Origin of the sequence: Thorsellia anophelis DSM 18579, from assembly GCF_900111395.1 — a bacterium.
GTDB lineage: Bacteria > Pseudomonadota > Gammaproteobacteria > Enterobacterales > Thorselliaceae > Thorsellia > Thorsellia anophelis.
Genome location: NZ_FOHV01000044.1, coordinates 16,609 through 21,158 on the forward strand (window position 1 = coordinate 16,609; position 4,550 = coordinate 21,158).

The window sequence follows — 4,550 nt, forward strand, 5'->3', positions numbered from 1 at the left end:
CCTTTATGGTTTAAGATGGCAAATTGAGCTATTTTTCAAAGAACTAAAATCTTTTTGTAGCCTAAAAAAAGTCAACACAGCAAATGCCAATATTGTTAAAACATTAATATGGGCGAGCATTTTAACTTTGATAATAAAACGTTATGTTGCCTTATCTGTAGGCATTTTATGTCAAACGGTTATTTCAACACAGAAAACTTGTAGGAGCAGCTTATGTTGGCTTCCAAAATTAATGAATTACCTTAATTCAGATGAGCAAGATATGAGTTTATTAGATGAAATATTCTCATTTATTTCGAAAAATTGTAGGAGATCTAATACGAAACGAGATAGAGAAACTGAGATGTTTACATCAGATCTGATCCCTTACTGCCAAATCAAATATTTAGAATCAGATCTGCACAAAAAACAAGCTTAAGAACTATCGTATGAGCATATACTACCATTCAATGAGGCTGTTGGAGACGATATTGTGTATCAAAAAATGATTGTTAACAACAATATTCAAACTGGAAGACTTGTTATTTCAAATACTGATTTCGGTGAGGAGTATTATTTTAATTTGAATGATATGAATAAAATTTTGGCTTTTCGTCACTTTAAGTGGAATTAAGCCGGTTGATACATGGGGTTAAGTGTTTAAATTTACCCACGCGTAAACATGCAGTTGGCATAAACGTTGTTGGATTTCTATGTCCCTTAGCAGCTCTTTTTACTTGCTGTAGTGCCCATTCATCGCTTCAACATAAGCGTTGCTTCTGTTATCAAGTAATCCCCTTATGATTACATCATACAATGAATGCGGTAGATGTCAATACAGTTGTCATTAAGGATCGTAAAACACGTGGATTCGTATCATAAGTGCAAAGCCGCTGTCAGTCGCATGGCATTAATTGAGGGTCGAAAAGATCAAGACTCCGAGATATAATGCTAAGCGACCAAACTAAGCAGAGGACTACACAATTAGCTACAATCACCTGAGTCTTTAAGAAAGGCATTTTATCAATACTTCATTGAAAAAAGAAATTTCTTTATCACAAATAGCAAAATATTTTGAGCGTTAACAAAGTACAATTAGCAGAGAAGTTAATCGTAATAAAGGACAACGAGGGTATCGTTCTAAGCAAGCAAATAGCAAAGCTTTATAACGTCATAAAGACAAGCATAAGTGCGTAAAATTGACATCTGAGATAACCAATAGTATTGATAAATACCTTCGTCAACAATGGAGTCCTGAACAAATAGTGGGACGGTTAGCAAGTGACGGCATAATTAAATTGCATCATAAAACAATTTACCAATATATCTTAGCAAATAAAAATGCAAGCGGTGATTTGTATGCGCATTTATGACATCAAGGTAAGTCCTACAGAAAATTGTATCACTACAGCTTTTTGAGATGTTATAGTGGGCTAATGCGGTGATGCTTGTATAATCACCATCCAATAATTTCGTTAAAATTGTTTCTTTGAATTCTAGGGTAAATTTACTCATTTGTCTGTCCTTATTATGATTAAGTTATCAATGGACAAGTAGTGTGACATAGGGGGGGCGTACATATCAAAAAAACTGCCCGATGGCACAGAAGAGTTTGTTACTTTAATCGAATCAGGAAAAGGGCTAGATTTAGGAATTATTCTTGTTCCATAGAGGAAAATATGAAAGATTTAATAGAAATACTACTAAAAGATGGTTTAGATGATATTTTAGTCACTGGATTTATTGATGTAGGTAAGTACCTAAAGTTTAATCCTTTATACGATAAAGTATATTTCGTTTGCGCAAAAAAAACTTTTGAAATATCTCTAGATGATGCGGGGATAATCTTATCTCAGCAAATTGAACGAATTGAACCATGGTTTTCAGTTGATGAAGATGATCAATTTGCAGTCATGTCTATTTATAACCAATTATTCAAGACTGAAAATGAAATTGATGTAAAAAAAATTTGTTATCAACCAAAGTCTTTTGAACCTCTTACTCTTATTTATAGTGAGGGAGATTTAGAACGAACCCTGATTTTAGAACCGAAAAATGTATTTGGATTTTCATTTTATTAAAGGGATACAGGCCAATATCTTTATATGAGGTGTACATAAAGGACATCCAGATTGGAATAATGCATTACAAGGAAAAGTTAAACCCGGTAATGTTAATTCTAATTTATCAGCTGATGAACACAACTTTGGTGGACTCTCTGGGTATCTCTATGTATTAGAATGGTTGTCACTTTTTAAATAACAGACTATTCGAATACATAGGGCTACGATAGTTGGACAAAATATAGATAGTATCAAAATTCACAATATTCAATTGACAGGCCGTACCATTAAGAATGGTGATAACTGGTTTAAATATGATAACCAAGGCAGATTGATAGAAAAACGCGTCGTAGAAAACGGATTTCGACCACGCACCTATTTTTACCACTGGAATGCACTTAACCAACTGGTGCGATATATTACCTCACAAGGAGATGAATGGCATTATCAGTATGATGCATTTGGAAGACGCATCAGAAAATTTCAAGTGATACATCATGACCAGCAAGTGGACAAGCGTCCTAGGCCAGGCCCGCTATCACAGCCAAAATCACAACCAAAAATAGGGTGTGAATATTACTACCTAGGTGACCCGCTAATTGAAGAAGCCCCGATTTATGCTGATGGCACCGTTGCCTTTGAGCACAGTACCCATTGGCTCTATGCCCCCAATCAACTGACACCGACAGCGCGTTATCAACAAGGAGAACTGAATTACGTCATCACCGACCAAATTGGTACCCCCACCGAACTACTCGCTGAAGATGGCACTGGCCGTTGGCGCGTCAAACACAACCTTTGGGGGAGTATACTCAAACAATACAGTGTCAACGATGACGATTTTTGTAACCTCCGTTTCCCTGGTCAATATCTCGACAATGAAAGCGGATTACATTACAATCGTCATCGTTACTACGACCCAAACACCGCGCAATACCTGACGACCGACCCAATAGGATTAGCTGGCGGATTTAACCCCTACGGCTACGTACATAACCCCACAGGGTGGATCGATCCATTAGGGTTGGTGTGTTGTGAATTCGACTCTGGAATGTCAAGAGTTGAGGCTGCAAGGCTTCGACAAGCTAAGATGCTACAAGATAATATTGGTTATAATATTAGTCCGAAAAGTTGGGAACAATATCCATCAATAGGCAAAAATGGTACTTTTGTTACTGATAAAGAGGGGGCTCTAAAGTATTTTGATACTAAAAGTGGTGAAATTAATATTCCTAGTTCTCTAGCTAGAGATATTTAACGAGACATGGGACTAAATTCAGGATCACTTAATGAAGGTTTCAACATTAGACAAATAGAAGGAATTACGGATATGCGACCTAGAAGCCCTTTAGAAGGAAATGACTACTTTTTGGGTCCGCGACAGCATTTACCAGGAGGAGCTCCGGAAATGGTTATAAATTCTATATCAACATCAACCCCAATATTATTAAAGGTAAATGTTATATGAATAGAGCACTTAAAGACTTAATAATTGTAAGAGATCTAGCTTCAGATATTATAAAAATTAGCGTTTCTGATACTGATTTAATTTATGAAATGCAATTGCTAGGTTTCATTCATAATAATGAATTCATGGAACTTAAAATTGTATCTGAAGAAGATAAAGTTAATATAATAAAAAAACTTATTTCTAAAGATGCATTGTTTTTATCTGGTGTTGGTTGGTATCCCTCTGAAGTATTGGAATATTTAACTGACAAAGGTATTCAAATCCCACAATATAAAGTTATTCATTGGAAAAATCCTGAAAATTTTTATATTGAAACAAAATGATTACAGTATGATGCGAACCTCAGTAAGTACATGGTGAATACACCTACCTAACCGAGATTTTTTCAATAATAATGTATGCATCTTAAATAACAAAGAGATGTCCCATGCAGTTATTCTCGTTAGATGAAAAAATAGTGCATAATGAACGTTACCGTGCAAGTGGCCTTACTAGAGCGCAGTATGCTAATGAAAATGGTATTAAAGTTGGCTCTTTTAAAAACTGGCCAACACAAATTAAAAAAGCACAAGCTGAACAGAATGAGTTATTGATTATTCCTGTTCAAATACAGGAACCAGATAATAAAGATTCAAAGCCTTCTTCTAAATCTCATCTTACTAATGATTTTAGTCAATCTCATCCTCATGATGATTTATCTGTTTTGCTGCCATCTGGTTTGATCATAAAATGCAATTTATCTGTTTTAACACAGGTCGTTAAGATGTAAGTATACGACAAACACATGTCGTTTATTCGATTTCGTCAAGTATAATAGGCGTTATTGAGGCTGAGATTCTTTAACTCTCAGTTTTTTGAATTGATTTGATCGGTAAGAGTTTGTCTATATCTTTGTATTTCCAAGTTGGCAACACCGCTAAGGTTTCTCTTAACCATTGCTCTGGATCGATACCATTTGCTCTTGCTGTGGCAAGTAAACTCATGATATTAGTCATCAGTTGTCCAGCAGCAAGTGAACCCGCAAATAGCCAGTTTTT

General features: G+C 35.4%; 7 protein-coding genes and 1 pseudogene. 5 read left to right on the plus strand and 3 right to left on the minus strand.

Going from position 1 to position 4,550, the window contains the following annotated elements:
• On the plus strand, positions 1–418 hold a 418-nt coding region (locus tag BMW37_RS16060), incomplete at its 5' end, for a transposase (protein ID WP_143047675.1).
• Between the two features lie 181 nt (positions 419–599).
• Here the strand turns inward: BMW37_RS16060 and BMW37_RS15655 are convergent.
• Positions 600–784, minus strand: a pseudogene (locus tag BMW37_RS15655) (transposase); the annotation flags it as partial.
• 488 nt (positions 785–1,272) lie between these two features.
• Positions 1,273–1,494: a hypothetical protein gene (locus BMW37_RS14080; RefSeq protein WP_093322461.1), complete on the minus strand. Its 222-nt coding sequence runs from the start codon at positions 1,492–1,494 to the stop codon at positions 1,273–1,275.
• A gap of 164 nt (positions 1,495–1,658) precedes the next feature.
• Between BMW37_RS14080 and BMW37_RS14085 the strand changes: the two genes are divergently transcribed.
• The 4 genes from BMW37_RS14085 to tnpA all read left to right on the plus strand — a co-directional run bounded on the left by BMW37_RS14085 (position 1,659) and on the right by tnpA (position 4,282).
• A complete protein-coding gene (locus BMW37_RS14085; protein ID WP_093322464.1) occupies positions 1,659–2,060 on the plus strand; it encodes a hypothetical protein in 402 nt (133 codons plus the stop codon).
• Positions 2,061–2,451: 391 nt separating this feature from the next.
• Positions 2,452–3,300 (plus strand): RHS repeat-associated core domain-containing protein, encoded by an 849-nt coding sequence (locus BMW37_RS15345; RefSeq protein ID WP_218139539.1) that lies wholly within the window; start codon positions 2,452–2,454, stop codon positions 3,298–3,300.
• A gap of 206 nt (positions 3,301–3,506) precedes the next feature.
• The gene (locus BMW37_RS14095; RefSeq protein WP_093322467.1) at positions 3,507–3,836 is read left to right on the plus strand and encodes a hypothetical protein; all 330 of its coding nucleotides are present in this window, start codon (positions 3,507–3,509) and stop codon (positions 3,834–3,836) included.
• Between the two features lie 104 nt (positions 3,837–3,940).
• Positions 3,941–4,282 (plus strand): IS66 family insertion sequence element accessory protein TnpA, encoded by a 342-nt coding sequence (gene tnpA / locus BMW37_RS14100; RefSeq protein WP_093322470.1) that lies wholly within the window; start codon positions 3,941–3,943, stop codon positions 4,280–4,282.
• 70 nt (positions 4,283–4,352) lie between these two features.
• Here tnpA and BMW37_RS14105 read toward each other — a convergent pair.
• On the minus strand, positions 4,353–4,550 hold a 198-nt coding region (locus tag BMW37_RS14105; protein ID WP_143047674.1), incomplete at its 5' end, for a transposase domain-containing protein.